Source organism: Peribacillus sp. S4 (assembly GCF_046715815.1).
Classification (GTDB): Bacteria; Bacillota; Bacilli; order Bacillales; family DSM-1321; genus Peribacillus; species Peribacillus frigoritolerans.
This window is the reverse complement of the sequence record NZ_CP175708.1, coordinates 3,459,273-3,479,658: the sequence shown is the minus strand read 5'-3', so window position 1 is coordinate 3,479,658 and position 20,386 is coordinate 3,459,273. Positions and strand designations below refer to the sequence as shown.

Genomic DNA, 20,386 nt, shown 5'->3' with positions numbered 1-20,386 from the left:
AGTTTGAGGTGTACAATTCATGATGCAACGATATGTAGTGGTCGATTTGGAAACAACAGGGAATTCTCCGAAAAAAGGAGATAGGATTATTCAATTTGCTGGAGTGGTCATCGAAAATGACCAAATCGTGGATGAATACTCGACATTCATCCACCCTGGACAGGAAATTTCCTTGTTTATTGAAGAATTGACCGGAATAAGCAACGAGACGGTAAAAAATGCACCTGACTTTGAAGATGTTGCAGAAAATATTGCCCGGCTTATAGAAGGGGCTTGTTTTGTTGCCCATAATGTTTTATTTGATTTATCTTTTTTACAGGAAGAACTAGTGCGATGCGGGTTTGAGCCGTTTTATGGTTCCACCCTTGATACAGTGGAGTTAGCGAAAATATTAAAACCAACATCCGATGGATATAAGCTGCACCAGCTGGCTAAAGAAGAAAACCTAGATCATTCCAGGCCCCATCAAGCGGATAGTGATGCATATGCCACCGCTTTATTATTGTTGGAATTGAAAAAAAAGCTGATGAATCTTCCAGTCATGACACTTAAACAGTTGTATCGATTATCTTATTCCTTACAAAGTGAGGTTTCCGAATTAATAGATGCTTGCATTGCAAGCAAACTAGCTAAAGCAGAAGTCCATTCACCTGATCTAATTACTTATAGGGGCCTTGCCTTTAAAAAGGCTGAACATGAAGGTGATCATAAAGACACGGGGTCTAAATTTCCGCTCGACAATGAGGAAAAAGTAGCCATGCTCCAAAGTGCATTCCCTGCATTCGAAGCAAGAAGCGGACAACTTGATATGATGAACCTGATTCACAATTCTTTCGAAACCAGCCAGGATGCAATCATTGAAGCTGGAACCGGTATTGGTAAATCGATAGGTTATCTGCTTCCGGCCGTTTATTTTGCAAAAAAACATCAAAAACCTGTCGTCGTTTCGACGTATACGCTTCAGTTGCAGGACCAACTACTTCAAAACGAAGTTCCTAAGCTTAAGAAAATCCTTCCTTTTACCTTTCAAGCTGTTTTACTGAAGGGGAGAAGCAATTATTTGAGCTTGGCAAAGTTCGAAAGGGCTTTGCGTGAAAAGGAAGATAACTATGAAACGGCCCTAACGAAAATGCAGATATTGGTTTGGCTTACTGAGACCGTAACAGGTGATAAAGATGAATTGAACCTTACAAGCGGCGGTCAGCTATTTTGGAATAGGCTTCAAAGTGATGGTCTTACATACGCCGGTTTAAAACAGCCCTGGCTTGAATTGGATTTTTTTGAACGGGCAAAAAAAACAGCTGCAAAGGCGGATATCATCATTACTAACCATTCATTTTTAATGACGGATCTTCTTACGGAAGACGCCTTGATTCCCAAAAAAGGGTATTTGGTTCTCGATGAAGCACACCATTTGGAACAGGCTGCATCCAAACAGCTTGGGAGCAGGCTTAATTACATTTCGGTGAAGACGATTTTGAACAGACTAGGGACATCGGATCAAAAGCAATTATTATATAAATTGGACAGGATGCTTTTGAATAACGGACTGACGGACGGGAGATCTTCACATGAATTGGATCAAAAGCTTAGTGATTTTTCGTATGAATTCGAACAGCTTTTTTATTACCTTTCCAATCAGGCGGAAAAACTTTCACGTTCTGTAAGTCCAAAACGGCTTTCATTCAAAATAGATGACGGAAGATGGGGAAAAGCGATTCTTGTCGCTGAGCGGTTGGTAGATTTATTAGGATACATCATCACGGAGTTAGAGAAAAGATTGGCCCTTTTATTGAATAATGAGTCCCCATTAGGGAAAAATTCATTATTTCACTTAAATGATATCGAGGTGCTGCTTGGACATTTACAGGATACCAGGGACTCCTTGCATGAGTTTTTCATCAAGCCGCATGAAGAAAATATTTATTGGCTTGATTATACGAATGCAGCACCTCAGCATGGGGTGACTTTGACGGTTCAGCCGATTGCAGGCAGTAAACGGCTATGGGATTCCTATTTCGGGCGCCAAAAAAGTGTGGTCATGACATCGGCAACCCTTGTGGTGAAGGATTCTTTTAAGTATTTTAAGGAACAACTCGGATTAGAGAATGAGCCTATGCAAACAGCAAGTTTTCCATCACCCTTTCCTTATAAGAAACTCGTAAAGGTACTGGTTCCAAATGATCTACCAGATATCAATTATTTATCGGTGGAGGAATTCTCCGAAACCGCGGCAAACCATATTATTGCTGCCGCTCAGGCAGCGAAAGGGAGAATGATGGTATTATTCACCTCGCATGAAATGCTGCGCGCAACCTATCATTCGGTCAAAGATTGTGGTGTTCTGGATGAGTTCACCCTGTTTGCACAAGGGATTTCTGGCGGAAGCCGGATGAGGCTGCTCAGGAATTTCCAAAACTTCGAGAAAGCGGTCCTGTTTGGGACAACAAGCCTATGGGAGGGCGTCGATATCCCTGGCGAGGATTTATCTTGTTTAATCATTGTCAGGCTGCCTTTTTCGCCACCGGATGAACCAGTGACAGCTGCAAAATGCCACCTTCTCGAGAAGCAGGGGCGCAATCCATTCTCTGAGTATTCATTACCCGAAGCCCTATTAAGGTTCCGACAAGGTTTCGGCAGGCTTATACGCACTCCAGAAGATAAAGGGATTTTGGTTATACTTGATCGCCGCATCATCACTGCTAAATATGGAACTGAATTTCAAAAGGCGATTCCGAAAGTGGACTGGCACCAAGGCACTATTTCAGAAATGGCTGAAATGATAGAAGAGTGGATTTAAAGGATCTTGATAATTCATTAATTCAGGAATTTTTATAATTTTTAAAGAAAAATAACCACTGAACTGGTATAATGTGATAGGTGGTAAAGCCTTCAAATCCTATTCATACCAGTGGTTGTTGACAATTTATTAAAATGGAGGGGCATTTTCATGGAAAGTAAAATCGAAGTAATTTCAACAGTCAGGTTGCAACATTCTCCTGATCTGTATAAAATTGTGGATTCCTTGAACCGAACATTGAAAAAAGATGATTTGATGTTCGGTCTGGCATTGGATTCCCAAGATCAAGAAAAAGCGATATTTACAATTTATCGTACATAGAAAGAAGGAAAAGCAGCTTTGAAAAAATGGTTGATTATTGCTTCTATCCTAGTCCTTTGTTTTATCGGATTTGTCAGCGGGGCATATATTAAAGCGTTGCAGCCTAAAAAAGAGGCTGGTAATGAGGCTTTTAAAAAGGCAAAGGAAGAGGGCGGCCTTGTTACCATGGAAGAATTCTACCTTTATAATGGGCAGGATTCATACTCTGTCATCATTGGTAAGGGGGAAAAAGGGACTAAAAAAATAGTCTGGCTTCCTGAGGACAAGAAGAAAGAAATAGTAGTGGAAAACTATAAAGATGGTAAATCAAAAAAAGAAATCATGAACATTGTCAAAGAAAAGCTTAATCCCCAAAAAATCATTTCGGTTAAGCTAGGCATGGAAAAGAACGTCCCGCTTTGGGAAGTAACGTATCTTGATGAATCCGAGCGCTTTAATTATGACTATTATGATTTTAAAACTGGGGAATGGCTAAAGTATTATCGAAGCATTTAGAATGGAGGATTAATTTAAAATGAAATTAGCGAACCGTGTTCAGTCATTAACGCCATCAACAACATTGGCCATAACGGCAAAAGCAAAAGAACTTAAGGCCCAAGGTTTAGATATAATTGGTTTGGGTGCAGGTGAACCAGACTATAATACGCCCAAACATATCATAGATGCAGCACTTCTTTCCATGAATGAAGGTCAAACTAAATACACGCCATCCGCTGGTCTGCCGAAGTTAAAAGAAGCAATTGCGGCTAAATTGAAGCGTGATCAGGGCTTGGATTACAAACCGTCTGAAATCGCAGTTGGCTCAGGTGCAAAGCACTCGCTGTACACATTGTTTCAAGCTATCCTGGATGAAGAAGATGAAGTCATTGTTCCGATACCATATTGGGTGAGCTATCCTGAGCAAATCAAGCTTGCTGACGGTAAGCCGGTTTATATAGTCGGTACGGAAGAAAATCAATATAAAATCACGAAAGAACAATTAGAACAAGCAATTACCGATAAAACGAAAGCGGTTATCATCAACTCTCCAAGCAATCCAACGGGCATGCTTTATTCCAGGGAAGAATTGGCGGCTATCGGGGAAGTTTGCCTGGCTCATGATATCTTGATCGTTTCCGACGAAATTTACGAAAAATTGGTTTATGGAAATGCTAAACATACATCCATTGCAGAGATTTCACCTGAATTGAAAAAGCAAACGATCATCATCAATGGTGTTTCTAAATCGCACTCGATGACTGGCTGGAGAATAGGTTATGCAGCCGGTGATGAATCCATCATTAAAGCAATGGCGAACCTTGCTAGTCATAGCACATCCAACCCAACGACAACCGCTCAATATGGTGCGATTGCGGCTTATGAAGGTACACAGGAGCCTGTTGAGGAAATGCGTCAAGCATTTGAAAGCCGTTTGAATAAAATCTATGATAAATTGGTTGAAATTCCAGGCGTAAGCTGCATAAAACCACAAGGGGCATTTTATTTATTCCCGAACGTTAAACGTGCAGTTGAATTAACAGGGTATAGCAATGTCGAAGATTTTACGACTGCGTTGCTTGAAGAAGCTCAAGTGGCTGTTATTCCAGGTTCAGGGTTCGGTGCACCTGATAACATCAGACTCTCTTATGCAACTTCACTGGAGCTGCTGGAAGCAGCCGTTGAAAGAATACATTCATTCGTTAATTCAAAAATGGCCTAATTTATTAAAAACCTGCAGACTGAGTCTGCAGGTTTTTTAGTTGGATTATATTTCGATACGTGAAGAAGGCGGGACATTGCGTGGGCTGCCGGATTTTCTTGATACATTGTGTCTATTCATAGGCACAGGTCATTCATATATGCAAAACAAGCATGTGAAAAATCATATATGATTTTTAATGAAAATCGATTGCAATCATATATGATTTCATATATGATGAAAATATGGAAGAGAAAAGCAAAAACCCCAGCAAAAAGCAACTAGCTTATGAGCACCTTCGTAAATTAATTTTGGATGGAACATATGGTTCTGGACAGCGGATCATTATCGATCAAACGGCAAAAGAACTTAGTTTAAGTCCGATTCCTGTCAGGGAAGCAATCAGGCAACTGGAATCTGACGGCCTTATTCAATATAAGCCTTATAGTGGAGCGGTGGTTACAAGCATAAATGAGAGCGAATACATTGAAACTCTTTCTGTTTTATCTCTGCTTGAAGGATATGCAGCTGCACTCAGTTCTTTAACCATGAATGATCATGATTTTGAAAATCTAATTAATTTAAACAATGAAATGGAAAAAGCCCTCCATAACTTTGAATTAGAGCTGTTTGGTAAATTAAACGAATGTTTCCATGCGGAAATTTATGAAAAGTGCGGAAATTCCTTTTTAATAGAGGAAATTAAACAGGCACAACAAAGAATGAATAGAGTCAGAAAGTCCATGTTCACCATGGTGCCTCAACGCGCAGTCCAATCGATTCGCGAACATGAAAGCATCATAAAGCTCCTAAAGGAAAAAGCATCTTTTGAAGAAATTGAATCATTGGTGAGAAAGCATAAACTGAATGCGATAAGCACTTTTAAGCAGAGGGCGGAAACTAATCAAGATCAGGCACTTTGATGACCCAGGCTTTGTTTTATTATAGTCGATTGATTATTGATAAAAGCAAAGCCGATTTTTTCACTTAAATTATTCGGAATATTCAAATAATAAAAAGGTGGTAGAAAAAATGTACAAGGAAATCAAAAGTCGTTTAAGAGGATCCATCGCACCCGTAATCACTCCCTTTGATGACAAGATGGAAGTTGATGTAAAGGCAATTGAAAATCTAGTAAACTGGCATATTGAAAGCGGTTCCCATGGAATTTCGGTATGCGGGACTACAGGCGAGCCGAGCTCACTTACGATTGAGGAACGGGAATTAGTGATGGAAACGGCAATTAAAGCAGCAAAAGCCCGTGTTCCAGTTGCACCAGGTACCGGATCTGCCAATCAGAAAGAAACGTTGCATTTGACAAAAAGGGCACAGGAAATGGGCGCGGATGCTGCTTTAGTCATCGTACCTTATTACAATAAACCGAATCAACAGGCACTTTATAATCATTTTAAAACCGTAGCCAATGCTGTTGATATCCCGCTGATCGTTTATAACATTCCTGGAAGAACGGCGACGAATTTAGAAGTGAAGACATTGGCACGTCTTGCTGAAGATTGTGAAAATATTATTGGTGTAAAAGAATCTAATAAAGATTTCGAACATGTGAACCGTGTCTTATTGAATTGCGGAAGGGATTTTCTCTTATATTCTGGCATTGAATTATTATGCTATCCAATGTTGGCTATTGGAGGGGCAGGACATATAAGTGCTACTGCCAATATCACTCCTAAAGAAGTGGCGGACATTTATAACCTTTGGGTGGAGGGTGATGTAGATAAGGCGCTTGACCTCCATTACAAATTAATGCCATTGAATGATGTTTTGTTTAAAGAAACCAATCCAGGACCATTAAAAGCTGCGATGGGGATGATGGGGAAAATCAATCCGGCATTAAGGCCGCCTATGGGACCGCCTTCGGAACCATTGGAAAAAGAACTGCGTGAAACCCTTCAATCATACGGGTTGATTGACCAAAAAATCCAGTCATAAAGCTAGATTGGGAAGATTGCACAAATCCAAACGATTTTTGTCATCTTCCCGAATTAATTTTTAAAGGAGGATTTATCATGCAAACTTTTCCCGTGCAGGATGTGAAGCATTACGTCAATGGTCAATTTGTGGATGGTATCTCAGGAAAAACATTTGAAAATCTAAGCCCTTTTAATAATCAAGCAATCAATAATGTGGCAGAAGGCTTTAAAGAGGATATTGATCAAGCGGTCGCCGCCGCAAGAGCTGCATTCGATAATGGCCCATGGAGAACGATGAAAGTGGAAGAAAGATTGAAGTACATGAATAGGATTGCTGATCTAATTGAAGAAAATGCCGAAGAAATCTCCTTTTTGGAATCACTGGATACAGGGTTGCCGATTAGCCAGACAAAAAAACAAGCGGCAAGGGGAGCGGAGAATTTCCGTTTTTATTCTGAAATGGTGAAAAGCAGGCTGATAGGAGAGTCATATCAAGTGGATGACACTTTCATCAATTATACGATTCATAAACCGATAGGAGTGGCAGGATTAATCACTCCTTGGAATGCACCTTTCATGTTAGAAACCTGGAAGATCGCCCCGGCCCTGGCTACAGGTAATACATGTGTCCTTAAACCAGCGGAGTGGTCTCCATTGACTGCCAATAAATTAGCTCAAATCATTGATCAATCCGGTCTGCCAAAAGGCGTATTCAATATTGTTCACGGTTTTGGGGAGACAGCGGGGGCGTCCTTGGTTGCCCATCCTGAAGTCCAATTGATATCCTTTACCGGAGAAACGACAACCGGCGCTGAAATCATTAAAAATGGTGCAGATACAATGAAACGTTTTTCCATGGAACTCGGCGGTAAATCACCAGCAGTCATTTTTGAAGATGCCGATTTAGAAAAGGCCCTGGATTCAGTGGTATGGGGAATCTATTCGTTCAATGGGGAGCGCTGCACAGCCAATTCCAGATTATTTGTCCATGAATCGATAATAGACCAGTTCGTGGCAGAATTGAAGGAACGTGTTCATAATATCAAGATTGGAAACCCAATGGATCCAGACACGGAAATCGGACCGCTGATCCATCGTAACCATTTTAATAATGTCTCCCGATATCTGGATATAGCAAAAGATGAAGGGGCGGAAATTGTAAGCGGTGCCATACCAAGTGCTTTCAAGGAAGGGAATTATATTGCCCCGACGCTTCTTTTGAACTGTACAAATGATATGACGGTGGCACAAGAAGAGATTTTTGGCCCTGTCATGGCAGTCATTCCTTTCAAGACTGAAGAGGAAGTACTGAGAATGGCTAATGATGTAAAGTATGGGCTAGCTGCTTATGTATGGACCAATGATATGAAACGTGGACATAGGTTTGCTCAAGCTGTCGATAGTGGGATGGTCTGGGTGAATTCCCAAAACGTTAGGGATTTGCGGATTCCTTTTGGAGGGTCGAAATATAGTGGGGTAGGACGTGAAGGCGGCCATTATAGCTTTGAATTCTATACGGAAACACAAGTTATCCACGTGGCAATTGGAGAACATCACATTCCGAAATTTGGCGACGTAAAACAAAATGCCGTTTCTTCTGCTGAAAAATAATCCGGGTTTCATTAAAGAAGGGGAGAAATACTATGAATTTTTCTATTATTCGTGTTGCGAGAACGATACTTAATGTAACAGATTTAGATAAATCAAGAGCCTTTTATGTGGATGCTTTAGGTTTTATTGAAACGGAAAGAACGAATGACCACATATATTTACGTGGTTTAGAGGAAGCGCATCATCATTCGCTTATCTTGCAAAAGGCAGAAAAGCCAAGCGTTGAAGCAATAGGATACAAGGTTGAAAAAGAGGAAGACCTTGAAGGGTTGGAATCTTTCTTCCTATCCAAGGGAATGAAAATGAAGTGGATGCAGGAAGGAACACAGCATGCACTAGGCAAGTCACTGCGAGTTCAGGATATTTCAGGATTGCCAGTGGAGTTTTTTTACAAAATGGATAAAGCCGAGAGATTGCTGCAACGATATGATATGCATAGGGGTTCGAGGGTCCAAAGAATCGATCATGTGAATTGTTGTGTGCCAAATGTGCAAAAAGCCTCTGACTTTTATATGAAAGAATTAGGTTTTGCCTGCTCGGAAGATACTGTGGATGAGTCGGGCAAATTATGGGCAACGTGGCTACATAGAAAGCAAACGGTCCATGACCAGGCATTCATGAACGGTATCGGTCCAAGACTTCATCATGTAGGCTTCTTTCTGCCTGACCCGCTTGCACTTATCCATGCCTGTGATGTACTGGCATCTCTTGGATATGCACAGTCAATCGAACGCGGCCCGGGAAGGCATGGCCTATCCAATGCATTCTTCCTATATTTAAGAGATCCGGATGGTCACAGGATTGAATTATACAATGGGGATTACTTAACATCTGACCCGGATACCGAACCGATTCATTGGGATTTGAATGATCCAAGACGCCAGACATTCTGGGGAGCCCAAGCTCCGGATTCATGGTTTGATGAGGCATCTTCTGTGCTTGATATAATATCAGGAGAAGAAGTTCCTCTTAAAGAACCGATCCTGGCAAAAAGTAAGCCTGAATTCATCATCTAAAAAGAAGCGGGATTTAGGATGAAAGATGGGAAATTCAGCAAAAATACATGGACTCTCATAGTCTTTTCAATAGGGCGCCTGTGCAAATGGTGAAAAGTTGATGGAAGACTGCTGGATAAGGAATAGCCCATCAAATAATGGACGGATCCTCTCAAGTGAGTTGGCACTTACATTTCAATGATTCTCTTCCCTTGAAAGGAAAGAAGATTCATATCAAATGGAAAAGTGAATGTATCAAGAAGTCGAAACAGATGAAGGATAGGTGAGCCAAGACTATTGTGAAAGTGCAAACCTTTTAAAAGATATGGTCTGGGACAGGGCAGCAGTGGGAGCTTACTGCTGCCCTATTTGTAAGTTTCATCGGTTTCACAAAAGGAGTATGGAAAGCTTAGGGAATGGGCTTCAGACCCTCTTTGGGCAGATGAGGTTGTAGGTATTCTGGGATGGAGGGGGATCTGTGCCATTGAAGAATGCGGCTGACATTGGAGGAACACTACCAGGACCGTCCTTGTAAAAATAAATATCAGAAGAGGTGTGTAGAGATGGTTCGGCTGGAAAAAAACCTTGATGAATCGGAACAAACCAATCTAGTGGATTATGAAAAGATTGTTGCCTCGAAAGAGTTTCAGAATATGCTCTCCGACAAAAAGAAGTTCGTCATCCCTTTTACGATTTTCTTTATGGGATATTCCATGCTTTTGCCCTTCTTAGTTTTTTACACAGATATCCTGGATCACCCTTTCATCGGGGACATAACCTGGGCGTGGGCGTACGGTGTCTCCATTACGGTTATGTCTGTATGGGTTTGCAGTATATATGTAAGGAAATCTGAAAGAATCGATGAACAAATAAAAGAAATCATCGAGAAAGAAGGGCTTTGAAACATGAATTGGACAGTTATCATTCTCTTTGCGCTAATGTCGATAGGTACGCTTTTCATCACGTATTTCGCTTCCAAAAAAACTAAAACGGCAGGCTCCTTTTATACGGCTGGGGGCGGGTTGACCGCTAGGCAAAATGGACTTGCATTGGCCGGGGATTTTATGTCGGCTTCCACGTTTTTAGGGTTGATAGGGGCATTTTCCTTAACGGGATATGATGGATTTTTCCTGATGTATGGAGCACTTGTTTCATTTCTTGTCGTGTTATTCCTAGTGGCTGAGCCATTAAGGAACTTAGGGAAATACACATTGGCTGATATGGTGACTACAAGGTTTAAATATAAACAGGTCCGGGGAGTGACCGCTTTTAATACCCTGGTGATATCAGTCATGTACATGCTGGGGCAACTTGTTGCTGCAGGCGCTTTATTTAAATTGCTTTTGGACATCACGTATAATACCTCTGTCATCATCGTAGGTATTGTAATGCTGGTATTTGTTCTATTCGGGGGAATGACGGCGACGAGCTGGGTGCAGATCATTAAAGCCATCCTGCTGATAGGCGGAGTGTTTATATTATTCATGATCGTCATGTGGAAGTTGAATTTTAGCTTCATCGGAATTTTCACGGATATGAAAACAGCGACACCCATGGGTGCAGATTACCTGAAGGCAGGAATTAAGTATGCCAGTGGGTGGGATGCAGCATCCTTGTCACTGGGCCTGATTCTGGGAACGGCAGGTCTGCCTCACATTTTAATACGTTTTTTGACTGTCCCGAATGCACGAGTGGCAAGAAAGTCGGTTGTTTGGGTGATGTGGATTATGGGTGCATTTCATATCATGGTCATTTTTCTCGGATTCGGTGCTGCTAAGTTGGTCGGAACATCGAATATCATGGCCGCTAATCCAGCAGGTAACATGGCTGCACCTTTATTGGCCCAACTTGTGGGCGGGGACATCTTATTCGCATTTATTGCGGCCGTTTCCTTCGCAACGATACTCGCAGTAGTTGCAGGAATCGTTTTAACAGGTGCTACGGCATTTTCACATGATTTTTATAATGAAATATTAAAAGATGGAAAAGCGACGGAAAAACAGCAAATGACGATGGCTAGATGGGCTTCTATTGGTGTGACTGCACTTGCGATTGTTTTATCATTAGGTCTGCAGGAATTCAATGTAGCGTTTCTGGCATCTATCGCCTTTACATTGGCCGCCAGTTCGAATTTGCCAGTAATCCTTCTTACGATCTATTGGAAAAAATTCAATAAAACTGGAGCGATAGTCGGTATGATGACAGGTCTTTTTGGAACACTTTTGCTCGTGGCCCTCAGTCCAAATGTCTGGAACCCGGTCCCCGGAGCATCTATAATGACAGGTGACCCGATTTTCCCTTTGAATTCACCAGGAATCGTTTCCATTCCGCTTGGATTCATCGCCTGCTATTTAGGTGCCTTGATCGGTAATCGCAGGACCGGTCCGAAAACGGTTGCAAAAGACAATTATAATGAAATCCTGGTAAAGTCCAATACGGTCATGATGTTAAGGGGGTTTTGCGACATTAAATGATGTAAAGGCATGCCTATTAATAAAGCGCAGTCCAACGCAATTGTGAATGGATTTGAAAAAGCGGCCATCAAATGATAGGTTGCTTTTTTCTTTTCAAGGATAAAGAAATTCGAACAAATACAAGGATTACTACAAAGAGGTACAGGTGCACTAATATTCAGGGATAACTGGGCATTCCTTCAGAAAATGTTTCTAGGAATTTGACGGCTCCTTTGGAAAGATAGCGTTCTTCGAGCCAAATAAGGGCGGCTTCCGATTGTACTACACAATCTATCAATTCGACTATTTTTATCCCCTGGGTTGAAAACGATTTGGACGTGGTACGTGGCATGATGGTAGCGCCTACTCCTTCCTTCACTAAGGATAAGATCATGGCAGCATCAGGACATTCACATACAATCGTAGGGTCAAATCCATGTCTTAGGCATTCATCCACTATCAGTTCGTAAGTACCTTGACCGCTAACCCTATGCAGCAATAAGAGGGGATATTCCTTAATTTGTTTGAATTCGATCGAGTCTGGGATATCCCAATCTTTTGGGGTGACAAGCACAAAATCTTCCGGAGGAAGGTTAATCGATGAGAATTGCTTACCGTTAATAGGAAGCCTTACAATGGCCAACTCGATTTCCCTGTTTATTAAGCCTTCTGTCAAACGGAACGTATCACCTTCCATTAACTTGAAACGAATGTCAGGGTATTTAACCCTAAAGGTTCTCATCCTTTGCGGAATGTAAGAAAAGCAAGTTTTTACTGAACCTATGGAAAGAGTGCCCTTTACCCCTTTACTGACTTCCTTCACTTCCAGTAGTGATTCTTCGAACTGGATTAATAGAGCTTCAGCTTTTTTATAAAGGACCTTGCCAGTTTCAGTGAGTTCAAGTTTCTTTCCATTCCGATCGAAAAGTTTTTCACCGATTTCCATTTCCATTAATTTAAGTTGCTGGCTAAGGGGCGGTTGAGCCATATGTAATTTTTTTGCGGCTTTGGTTACTTGTTCTTCCTGAACGATCGTCACAAAATACTTTAACTGCCGGATGTCCATTATATACACCTCATACATATGATTTACATATACATATTGAATTTTTTAAGTATTATATATATATCATAACACATGGTATATTTTGTTATAAGAATTAATTCAATTTTTGGAATTTATTAAATTGTAAGCGCTTTATTAAATTAATACTAAAGGGGGATGTAAGCATGCCGGCTAAAACAGGTAAAGAATATATCGAGAGGGTAGACAAAGCAAAGGCGAATGTATGGATCAATGGAGAGCAAGTAAAAAATAAGATCAGTCAACACCCAGCTTTTAAAGGGGTCATGAAATCACAGGCCGAATTATATGATTTGCAGCATGATTCCGCGAAAACTGACATCATGACTTATATTTCACCAACTTCAAACGAAAGAGTAGGGACCTCATTCATGCAGCCGCGGACTAAGGAAGACCTTGAAAAAAGGAGGAAAATGATTCAAGAATGGGCAAGGCATAATAATGGAATGATGGGACGTTCCCCTGACTATATCAACAGTGGGATGATGGCGTACGGTACAGCAGCTGATATGTTCGGCACTCAGGATTCGACATTTGCTAAAAATATGAAAGATTATTATGAGCTCTGCAGGGAAAAGGATTTGTCGTTGACACATACCCTGATTCAACCCCAGGTTAATAGGGGAGTTAGTGCCGCAAAGCTTCCGGATCCTTACATCGCTGCACGGATTGCTGGCAAGAATTCAGAAGGGCTTATTATAAAGGGAGCTAGATTATTAGCTACACAAGGAGGAATAACGGATGAAATCATGGTATTCCCTTCAACATTGCTTAAACAATCGGAAGAAGAAAACCCTTATGCATTTGCATTCTCCATACCAAATAATACACCAGGGTTGAAATTCATCTGTCGTGAATCATTCGATTATGGCAAATCACATTTTGACCATCCTCTTGGTTCAAGATTTGAGGAAATGGATACGATTATCGTTTTTGATGATGTAGTCGTTCCTTGGAATCGGGTATTTGCATATGGGGATGTCGGCATTTGCAACCAGGCTTATAATGAAAGCAATGCGGTTGTTCATATGACCCATCAGGTGGTAGCGAAGAATATCGCCAAAACCGAGTTCATTCTGGGGATTCTGCAACTAATGGTGGAAACCATCAATATCGGGCAATACCAGCATGTTCAGGAAAAAATCTCGGAAGTCATCATAGCGCTTGAAACGGTAAAGGCTTTCATAACAGCTTCGGAGGCAAACGCGAAAGTGGATAAGTGGGGAATGATGACACCCGATTTCACACCGTTAAACATTGCCCGTAATTATTATCCGAAGATTTACCCTAGATTCAGTGAAATAATGCAGCTTCTTGGGGCTAGTGGCTTAATGGCGATACCAAATGAAGCCGATTTCAATTCGGAGCTTCGACCGGATTTGGATAAATATCTTCAAGCTGCGAATGGTGGAGCCTATGACAGGGTTAAATTGTATCGTCTCGCATGGGATGTATGCATGAGTTCATTTGGATCCAGGCAAACCCTGTACGAAAGATTCTTTTTTGGGGATCCGGTCCGTATGGCTAGCGCTTTATATAACGGCTATGATAAACAGGAATATGTGGACCGTGTCAAGGAGTTCTTGAACCGTACTGAAAACCTTGCAGAAATCAACTGAGCCCGGTAGCATTGGCAAAACATATTAATTTAAAGGCCTTTCCGATGATGTGGAAGGCCTTTAAATATGAAATATTGTTCATTTATTATATCGATTATGGATATTATTCTTTTTATATGTGCCAAAATCACTGAATTCCGTAAGTTCCATGGAGAGGGCAAGATATCTTTTTGAAAAGAGGGATGCCAAATGGGACTCCATCGTTTCGAAAAGGTGGTCACATACTTTCGTTTTATCACTGTCCTTGCGTCCAGCGCCAATTTTTAGTATGACATGAACAAAAGCATCATCCTCTGTACCATCGGCAACACGATAATGCTTCAATTCAATGGCCCGGGATCGAATCCCGCCAATGGGAAAGATGGAGGGATAGGATATCAGTACATCATTCACCTTTCTTAATAAGCCGTCAATCTGGATTTCATCTTTGATATTATCCGTATATTCAATAATTATATGAGGCATATGATCAGTCCCTTCCATTATTTGTGGATATTCAGATGAGGCCGATCCCCGATTTCAGTAAATACATCGTCCCCGACTATTGTGCTAACGAGTTTTCCGATACCTTCAATTTCAGTAATGATTTCATCGCCTACAGCAGTATCCGCCAAGCCTTCAGGTGTGCCTGTCAATATGATATCGTTTGGACTCAAAGTCATGAAGCTGCTGAAATATTCAATTAAATCAGCAATGCCGAAAATCATGTCTTTCGTGTTGCCTTGCTGAGTCAATTTTCCGTTGACGTAAGTTTTGATGGCAAGATTCGAAGGATCTGGAATATCTTCGGTATCGACGAGCCAGGGACCAATGGGGGTGCAGGTATCGCGATTTTTGACCTTTAAATTTGGCCGGTAGTAGTTTTCCAGATAATCCCGTATTGCATAATCATTTGCAATCGTATATCCACTTACATAATTAAAGGCTTCTTCCTTTTTTATGTTCTTCGCCTTTTTACCGATGACCACTGCCAGTTCACATTCATAATGCATATAAGCTGCATCAGCAGGCCGCCTTGTCTGTCCCCGGTGGCCGATGAATGTATTGGGACCTTTTAAGAATGCAAGGGGTTCTTCCGGGGCTTTAAAAGCTAGCTCCTTCGCATGGTCTGCATAATTCAAGCCAAGCGCGAAGACAGTCCGTGGTTCCACAGGGGGAAGCCAGACAACGTCCTGCTCATTGACAAGCCGGCCATCCGCCAATTGGAGCTGGCCATGATATTCACTTGCTGGATGTATGGCACCTGCATAGGCTACACGTGCTCTCTTCATAAAATCCCCTCCAGTGATAATTTTTCCTCGGAAATGATCGTATTTTCCAAATAACCGATTTCGTCTATTTCTATCCTGACTTGATCATTGGCTTTGGCCAGCGGTGCATTCTCAGGCACTCCAACTAGAAGGACGTCACCCGTACTCAAGGTCATGAAGTCCGTTACATCCTCAATAAGCCGGGGGATGGAGCGAATTAGATTTGAAGTTGAATTTTCTTGCCTTAGCTCTCCATTAATATATACACGAAGTCCTAAAGAATCGGGGTTGGAGATGGATTCCTTGGATACGACCCATGGACCGATCGGGCAAAATCCATCACGGGCTTTATGGCGGATAGCAGGACGGAAAACGCTTTCATGAGGAATGCTAATATCATTGGCGATCGTAAAACCTTCTATATAATCAGAGGCATGTTCTTTCTTGACTCTTGTCGCCGTTTTACTGATCACTATTCCAAGTGCGGCTCCGATTTCCAATTCAGGTATGCCGGTCGGAAGGGGAACCGGATTTGAATAAGAAGAAAACGTGTTTCTAGGTTTAATATAAAGGATCGGCCCTTTAGGAGGTTCATTATAAGGCGGATGGTCGATCTTTCCCTTCATTGCTTCCAATGATCCTTTATAGTTTAATAATGTTCCATATACCGTTCCGGAAATAGGGTTATCCAACTTGATTCGTGATACCTCATACTTAACACCGTTCATTAATATATAGCGGTTCGACAGTATTTCCACTTCTTCTGAGTAATCTGACTTTTGGAGTTTAACTCTTGCTTTTGCCATGGCACTCACCCCTTGATTTTTTAATTAATCATATATGATATCGTATATGATTTTTTGTTTAAGTTCAACATATTTAGATTATTCAGTATAATTAGACAAAAAATGTTAGAAAAAAGCTGGGTTTCAACAGAAAAATGCCTGGAACATTTAGTTAGTATGAAGCTAGGAGTTCAAATTGAAAGATTATGAATGGTAAAGAGTATTTGATTACCATTGGTTGATTGGATTCAATCCTATGTTCAATATTAGAAATGTTGGCCTATACATGTACCGAGATGATTTTACTGTAATAAGAGCATGGGCATTAGTGAAAAGTAATTTACCATGAAACAATCTGGCGAATACGCGACAAAAACATAATAAGAATGATATAAAAGGCATGGAACCTCCGCTTCAATTGATTTATTTGCTTGTAAGCAGGGCTATGGGTATAATAAGTAGAGTAAATTCATTAGTAAGTTAAGTTATTTTTGGAGGTAAATTCCGTGAAAATTACAATAAAAGATGCTAGCAAATTCGTCGATCAAGAAGTAACCATTGGAGGCTGGCTTGCCAGCAAACGTTCCAGTGGGAAAATTGCTTTCCTTCAAATACGTGATGGCTCTGGTTTTATTCAAGGGGTGGTCGTGAAAGCTGAAGTGGGAGAAGAGATTTTCGCTCGTGCGAAATCGGTTTCACAAGAATCATCCTTGTATGTAACTGGTGTCATTCAAAAGGATGAACGCTCGCCGTTCGGTTTTGAATTACAGGTGAAAGATATTGAAATCATTCATGAATCATTGGATTATCCCATTACACCTAAAGCGCATGGTCCTGAATTTTTAATGGATAACCGCCATTTGTGGCTGCGTTCAAAACGGCAGCATGCAGTCATGAAAATCCGGAACGAAATAATCCGTGCTACATATGAATTCTTTAATGAAGAAGGCTTCGTTAAAGTGGATCCCCCAATTTTAACGGGAAGCGCACCAGAGGGAACAAGTGAATTGTTCGCGACTAAATACTTTGATGAGGATGCATACCTTTCACAAAGTGGTCAACTCTATATGGAAGCGGCTGCCATGGCACTTGGGAAGGTATTTTCCTTTGGCCCAACCTTCAGGGCAGAAAAATCCAAAACAAGACGACACTTAATCGAGTTCTGGATGATTGAACCTGAAATGGCTTTCATCGAATTTAAAGAAAACCTGGAGGTACAGGAGAAATTCGTTTCTTCCATCATCCAATCCGTATTGAAAAACTGTGAGCTTGAGTTGAATACACTGGGCCGTGATACATCGAAGCTTGAACAAATCCAAGCTCCTTTCCCGCGCATTACATATGATGAAGCCATTAAGTTCCTTCATGAACAAGGATTTGATGATATTCAATGGGGGGATGATTTTGGAGCTCCGCATGAAACTGCGATAGCGGAAAGTTATGATAAGCCCGTTTTCATAACTCATTACCCAACCAAAATCAAGCCTTTCTATATGCAGCCAGATCCTGACAGGGAAGAAGTCGTTCTTTGTGCCGATTTGATCGCTCCGGAAGGATATGGAGAAATAATTGGCGGTTCAGAACGGATTCATGATCAGGGATTGCTTGAACAGAGAATCAATGAGCATGGCTTGAGCGAAGATGCTTACAAATGGTATATGGAATTAAGAAAATATGGCTCTGTGCCGCATTCAGGCTTCGGTTTGGGATTGGAACGCACCGTAGCATGGATCAGTGGAGTCGAGCATGTCCGTGAAACCATCCCGTTCCCACGTCTATTAAATCGATTATATCCTTGATTACGTTATGAAGCGGTTATCTTGCCAATTGGCAGATAACCGTTTTTTGTTAAAATTATAAACTTATTCGATGAGCCGTATTCATGTTATACTAAACCAGAGGTGTCCAAAAACATGAATAAAGAACATTTATATGCGTGGTTTAAGGAAGGAACGATAACGATTCCATCCTTTTTGTTGACTAACTATAGTGCAATGGGACTGAATGAACAAGAAATGGTCCTATTATTACAATTGCAAAGCTTCATCGATAAAGGTAATCATTTCCCTGCACCCTCCCAACTTTCTGACCGAATGACATTGCAGGAAACGGAATGTCTATTCATGATCCAGCGTTTGGTCCAAAGGGGATTTGTTGAAATGGTGGTTGAGGGGAGCCAAGAAATCGGACAGGAAAAATATTCGTTGTCTCCACTGTATGAAAAAATGATGGACTGTTTCTTGAAAACTTTGAAACAGGCAGAGTCTGCAGAAATCCAAAAAGCGGGGGAGAGCCTTTATACGATTTTTGAACAGGAGTTCGGCCGCCCTTTATCTCCCTTTGAATGTGAGACATTGGCAATGTGGATGGAGGATGACCATCAACCTGAAATCATTAAGTCAGCTCTGAGGGAGTCTGTCATTTCCGGAAAATTGAATTTCCGATACATTGATCGAATTTTATTCGAGTGGAAAAAGAATGGAATTAAAACCTTGGAACAGGCAAGGGAGCAAGGACAAAAATTTAGAGTTCATCAAAAGAGGGACCGAAAGACGGAAACTGCACAACCATTGAAAGATGTGCCTTTCTATAACTGGCTCGAGCAGTAATGTAAATTGAAGGAGAACCGATATGTTGAATAAAGCTCAAATTCGATATTGCCTGGATACGATGGGTGAAATGTTTCCAGATGCCCATTGTGAGCTGAATCACTCCAATCCATTTGAATTGGTGGTTGCTGTTGCCCTGTCAGCTCAGTGTACGGATGTATTAGTCAATAAAGTGACGAAGGATTTATTTCAGAAATATAAGACGCCTGAGGATTACATAAGCGTTCCGATTGAAGAGTTGGAAAATGACATTCGCTCAATCGGTTTGTTTCGTAACAAGGCTAAGAATATACAAAAGCTGTCGCGCATGCTGATCGAAGAATACGGTAAGGAAGTTCCGAGAGATCGTGATGAGCTTGTTAAATTGCCTGGCGTTGGCAGAAAGACGGCGAATGTAGTCGTTTCCGTTGCTTTTGATGTGCCGGCGATCGCTGTGGATACCCATGTAGAGCGTGTTTCCAAGCGCCTGGGATTATGCCGTTGGAAGGATAGTGTCCTCGACGTTGAAAAAACGCTGATGGCTAAGATACCAAAGGATGAGTGGTCCGTTACGCATCACCGCCTGATATTCTTTGGACGCTATCATTGCAAGGCCCAGTCACCAAGGTGTGAAACCTGCCCGCTTCTCGAATTATGCCGTGAAGGAAAAAAAAGAATGAAAAGGAAAGAAGCCAATTGACGCAGTCCATATCATTAAAAGTCCCTGAAGAATTGGCCCATCATTTGTTTTTTCCTGAAAAGGAAACCATCTTGGAAAAAGAACGATATGCAGGTTGGAGTGAAACGATTCCATTCGAGGCTTTCCCGTATGAGTTACTTTATTATAATAATGTAGAAGCCTATGCTCCCTGGACGAAGGGGGCAATGCATGTAAAGGAACTGCTGGAGAGTTGGAAGGGAATTGATTCGGAATGCAGATTGCTATATTCTGAGCGAAAAGCGGGACAGACCTTGGGACTCATGAAGCAGGGGATCGGTTTATTTTTAACCGCAGTCTTCTGGATGCATGGGCAGCCAGTGGCATTGAATGATATCCGGTGCCAAATACAATCCTTTAACAATATTCCGGTGAACATGGATGAAAGGCTTTCTTTCATCCTTGCCAGACCCGCTTTTTTTCATTCTTATAGACAGCTCAGTGAGTTGTTCCGAGAATTTGAAAAACAATATGTAAAGTTCATGATCAAAAATAAGAACAGCCAAAAAACGTCTAAGCCAAAAGCTTAGACGTTTTTTTAGGTCAATCTTCA

Annotated in this window: 19 protein-coding genes; 15 read left to right on the top strand and 4 right to left on the bottom strand. The window is 41.3% G+C overall.

Annotation, left to right across the window (positions count from 1 at the left end):
• The first annotated feature begins 19 nt into the window (after positions 1-19).
• From dinG to ACJ9PY_RS16370, 10 genes are all read left to right on the top strand, one after another.
• On the top strand, positions 20-2,800 hold the full coding sequence (dinG, locus tag ACJ9PY_RS16415) for an ATP-dependent DNA helicase DinG (RefSeq protein WP_411738592.1): 2,781 nt from the start codon (positions 20-22) through the stop codon (positions 2,798-2,800).
• A 150-nt stretch (positions 2,801-2,950) separates the two neighbouring features.
• Positions 2,951-3,121: a YpmA family protein gene (locus ACJ9PY_RS16410; RefSeq protein WP_065310840.1), complete on the top strand. Its 171-nt coding sequence runs from the start codon at positions 2,951-2,953 to the stop codon at positions 3,119-3,121.
• An 18-nt stretch (positions 3,122-3,139) separates the two neighbouring features.
• Complete coding sequence (locus ACJ9PY_RS16405) at positions 3,140-3,616, top strand: DUF5590 domain-containing protein (RefSeq protein ID WP_034307930.1); 477 nt, start codon at positions 3,140-3,142, stop codon at positions 3,614-3,616.
• A 19-nt stretch (positions 3,617-3,635) separates the two neighbouring features.
• The gene (locus ACJ9PY_RS16400; protein WP_063575758.1) at positions 3,636-4,820 is read left to right on the top strand and encodes a pyridoxal phosphate-dependent aminotransferase; all 1,185 of its coding nucleotides are present in this window, start codon (positions 3,636-3,638) and stop codon (positions 4,818-4,820) included.
• Between the two features lie 224 nt (positions 4,821-5,044).
• Complete coding sequence (locus tag ACJ9PY_RS16395) at positions 5,045-5,722, top strand: GntR family transcriptional regulator (RefSeq protein ID WP_057276306.1); 678 nt, start codon at positions 5,045-5,047, stop codon at positions 5,720-5,722.
• Between the two features lie 109 nt (positions 5,723-5,831).
• Positions 5,832-6,749, top strand: coding sequence for a 2,4-dihydroxyhept-2-ene-1,7-dioic acid aldolase (gene hpaI / locus ACJ9PY_RS16390; RefSeq protein ID WP_057276307.1), 918 nt, complete (start codon positions 5,832-5,834; stop codon positions 6,747-6,749).
• 77 nt (positions 6,750-6,826) lie between these two features.
• Positions 6,827-8,341: a 5-carboxymethyl-2-hydroxymuconate semialdehyde dehydrogenase gene (hpaE, locus tag ACJ9PY_RS16385; protein ID WP_057276308.1), complete on the top strand. Its 1,515-nt coding sequence runs from the start codon at positions 6,827-6,829 to the stop codon at positions 8,339-8,341.
• Between the two features lie 32 nt (positions 8,342-8,373).
• Complete coding sequence (gene hpaD, locus ACJ9PY_RS16380) at positions 8,374-9,357, top strand: 3,4-dihydroxyphenylacetate 2,3-dioxygenase (RefSeq protein ID WP_134782127.1); 984 nt, start codon at positions 8,374-8,376, stop codon at positions 9,355-9,357.
• Positions 9,358-9,899: 542 nt separating this feature from the next.
• Positions 9,900-10,238, top strand: coding sequence for a DUF485 domain-containing protein (locus ACJ9PY_RS16375; protein WP_411738591.1), 339 nt, complete (start codon positions 9,900-9,902; stop codon positions 10,236-10,238).
• Positions 10,239-10,241: 3 nt separating this feature from the next.
• Entirely contained in the window at positions 10,242-11,810 is a 1,569-nt protein-coding gene (locus ACJ9PY_RS16370) for a cation acetate symporter (protein ID WP_411738590.1), read from the top strand.
• 157 nt (positions 11,811-11,967) lie between these two features.
• Here ACJ9PY_RS16370 and ACJ9PY_RS16365 read toward each other — a convergent pair whose 3' ends face one another.
• Entirely contained in the window at positions 11,968-12,855 is an 888-nt protein-coding gene (locus tag ACJ9PY_RS16365) for a LysR family transcriptional regulator (RefSeq protein WP_176526383.1), read from the bottom strand.
• A gap of 164 nt (positions 12,856-13,019) precedes the next feature.
• Between ACJ9PY_RS16365 and hpaB the strand changes: the two genes are divergently transcribed.
• Positions 13,020-14,492 (top strand): 4-hydroxyphenylacetate 3-monooxygenase, oxygenase component, encoded by a 1,473-nt coding sequence (gene hpaB, locus ACJ9PY_RS16360; protein ID WP_063575765.1) that lies wholly within the window; start codon positions 13,020-13,022, stop codon positions 14,490-14,492.
• Between the two features lie 78 nt (positions 14,493-14,570).
• On the opposite strand, the gene ACJ9PY_RS16355 is transcribed toward hpaB, so the two are convergent.
• From ACJ9PY_RS16355 to ACJ9PY_RS16345, 3 genes are read right to left on the bottom strand one after another with little or no spacing between them, the layout of a single operon-like run.
• Complete coding sequence (locus ACJ9PY_RS16355; RefSeq protein ID WP_063577680.1) at positions 14,571-14,957, bottom strand: 5-carboxymethyl-2-hydroxymuconate Delta-isomerase; 387 nt, start codon at positions 14,955-14,957, stop codon at positions 14,571-14,573.
• Positions 14,958-14,974: 17 nt separating this feature from the next.
• Positions 14,975-15,763, bottom strand: coding sequence for a fumarylacetoacetate hydrolase family protein (locus ACJ9PY_RS16350; protein WP_187049693.1), 789 nt, complete (start codon positions 15,761-15,763; stop codon positions 14,975-14,977).
• Positions 15,760-16,548, bottom strand: coding sequence for a fumarylacetoacetate hydrolase family protein (locus ACJ9PY_RS16345; protein WP_063575767.1), 789 nt, complete (start codon positions 16,546-16,548; stop codon positions 15,760-15,762). Before ACJ9PY_RS16345 ends, ACJ9PY_RS16350 begins: the two co-directional genes overlap by 4 nt.
• A gap of 485 nt (positions 16,549-17,033) precedes the next feature.
• On the opposite strand from ACJ9PY_RS16345, the gene asnS reads away from it, so the two are divergent.
• The 4 genes from asnS to ACJ9PY_RS16325 all read left to right on the top strand — a co-directional run bounded on the left by asnS (position 17,034) and on the right by ACJ9PY_RS16325 (position 20,363).
• On the top strand, positions 17,034-18,326 hold the full coding sequence (gene asnS, locus ACJ9PY_RS16340) for an asparagine--tRNA ligase (RefSeq protein WP_034307905.1): 1,293 nt from the start codon (positions 17,034-17,036) through the stop codon (positions 18,324-18,326).
• A gap of 114 nt (positions 18,327-18,440) precedes the next feature.
• Entirely contained in the window at positions 18,441-19,136 is a 696-nt protein-coding gene (locus ACJ9PY_RS16335; protein ID WP_053535560.1) for a DnaD domain-containing protein, read from the top strand.
• Positions 19,137-19,158: 22 nt separating this feature from the next.
• Positions 19,159-19,815 (top strand): endonuclease III, encoded by a 657-nt coding sequence (gene nth, locus ACJ9PY_RS16330; protein ID WP_063593994.1) that lies wholly within the window; start codon positions 19,159-19,161, stop codon positions 19,813-19,815.
• Positions 19,812-20,363, top strand: a complete 552-nt coding sequence (locus ACJ9PY_RS16325; protein WP_411738589.1) for a YpoC family protein — start codon at positions 19,812-19,814, stop codon at positions 20,361-20,363. Before nth ends, ACJ9PY_RS16325 begins: the two co-directional genes overlap by 4 nt.
• Positions 20,364-20,386: the final 23 nt, after the last annotated feature.

What these genes read in the sequence shown, in the direction of transcription:
- dinG (WP_411738592.1), top strand. Translation starts at nt 20, where the DNA reads ATGATGCAACGATATGTAGTGGTCGATTTGGAAACAACAGGGAATTCT.
- ACJ9PY_RS16345 (WP_063575767.1), bottom strand. Translation starts at nt 16,548, where the DNA reads ATGGCAAAAGCAAGAGTTAAACTCCAAAAGTCAGATTACTCAGAAGAA.
- ACJ9PY_RS16395 (WP_057276306.1), top strand. Translation starts at nt 5,045, where the DNA reads ATGGAAGAGAAAAGCAAAAACCCCAGCAAAAAGCAACTAGCTTATGAG.
- ACJ9PY_RS16335 (WP_053535560.1), top strand. Translation starts at nt 18,441, where the DNA reads ATGAATAAAGAACATTTATATGCGTGGTTTAAGGAAGGAACGATAACG.
- hpaI (WP_057276307.1), top strand. Translation starts at nt 5,832, where the DNA reads ATGTACAAGGAAATCAAAAGTCGTTTAAGAGGATCCATCGCACCCGTA.
- ACJ9PY_RS16350 (WP_187049693.1), bottom strand. Translation starts at nt 15,763, where the DNA reads ATGAAGAGAGCACGTGTAGCCTATGCAGGTGCCATACATCCAGCAAGT.
- hpaD (WP_134782127.1), top strand. Translation starts at nt 8,374, where the DNA reads ATGAATTTTTCTATTATTCGTGTTGCGAGAACGATACTTAATGTAACA.
- ACJ9PY_RS16400 (WP_063575758.1), top strand. Translation starts at nt 3,636, where the DNA reads ATGAAATTAGCGAACCGTGTTCAGTCATTAACGCCATCAACAACATTG.
- ACJ9PY_RS16410 (WP_065310840.1), top strand. Translation starts at nt 2,951, where the DNA reads ATGGAAAGTAAAATCGAAGTAATTTCAACAGTCAGGTTGCAACATTCT.
- ACJ9PY_RS16370 (WP_411738590.1), top strand. Translation starts at nt 10,242, where the DNA reads ATGAATTGGACAGTTATCATTCTCTTTGCGCTAATGTCGATAGGTACG.
- hpaB (WP_063575765.1), top strand. Translation starts at nt 13,020, where the DNA reads ATGCCGGCTAAAACAGGTAAAGAATATATCGAGAGGGTAGACAAAGCA.
- ACJ9PY_RS16355 (WP_063577680.1), bottom strand. Translation starts at nt 14,957, where the DNA reads ATGCCTCATATAATTATTGAATATACGGATAATATCAAAGATGAAATC.
- ACJ9PY_RS16365 (WP_176526383.1), bottom strand. Translation starts at nt 12,855, where the DNA reads ATGGACATCCGGCAGTTAAAGTATTTTGTGACGATCGTTCAGGAAGAA.
- nth (WP_063593994.1), top strand. Translation starts at nt 19,159, where the DNA reads ATGTTGAATAAAGCTCAAATTCGATATTGCCTGGATACGATGGGTGAA.
- hpaE (WP_057276308.1), top strand. Translation starts at nt 6,827, where the DNA reads ATGCAAACTTTTCCCGTGCAGGATGTGAAGCATTACGTCAATGGTCAA.
- ACJ9PY_RS16375 (WP_411738591.1), top strand. Translation starts at nt 9,900, where the DNA reads ATGGTTCGGCTGGAAAAAAACCTTGATGAATCGGAACAAACCAATCTA.